General features: G+C 72.8%; 1 protein-coding gene. It reads left to right on the forward strand.

Annotated elements, in window-relative coordinates:
• Positions 1 to 34: 34 nt before the first annotated feature.
• Positions 35 to 342 (forward strand): aldo/keto reductase (locus AOK23_RS50540; RefSeq protein ID WP_240496650.1); only part of this gene is annotated, 308 nt, incomplete at its 3' end.

The following is a 342-nucleotide window of genomic DNA, read 5'->3' on the forward strand; positions in this document are numbered from 1 at the left end:
CCCCACCCCCACCCCCGCATCACGAGGAGAAGGCATGACCACCACCGCACCGCACACCCTCGGCCGCACACTGCTCGGCGGTCGGCTGGACGTGTCCGCGATCGGGCTCGGCTGCATGGGCATGGCCGAGTTCTACGGCGACACCGACGAGGCCGAGTCGATCCGCACCATCCACGGCGCCCTCGACCGGGGCATGGACTTCCTGGACACCGCCGACATGTACGGGGCCGGCCTGAGCGAGGAGATCGTCGGCCGCGCGCTGGCCGGCGGGCACCGCGACCGGGTCACCCTCGCCACCAAGTGCGGGCTGATCCGCACCCCCGACGGGGTACGGGTCGACGC

It is taken from the genome of Streptomyces torulosus (assembly GCF_001419765.1).
In the GTDB taxonomy this organism is placed as follows: domain Bacteria; phylum Actinomycetota; class Actinomycetes; order Streptomycetales; family Streptomycetaceae; genus Streptomyces; species Streptomyces torulosus.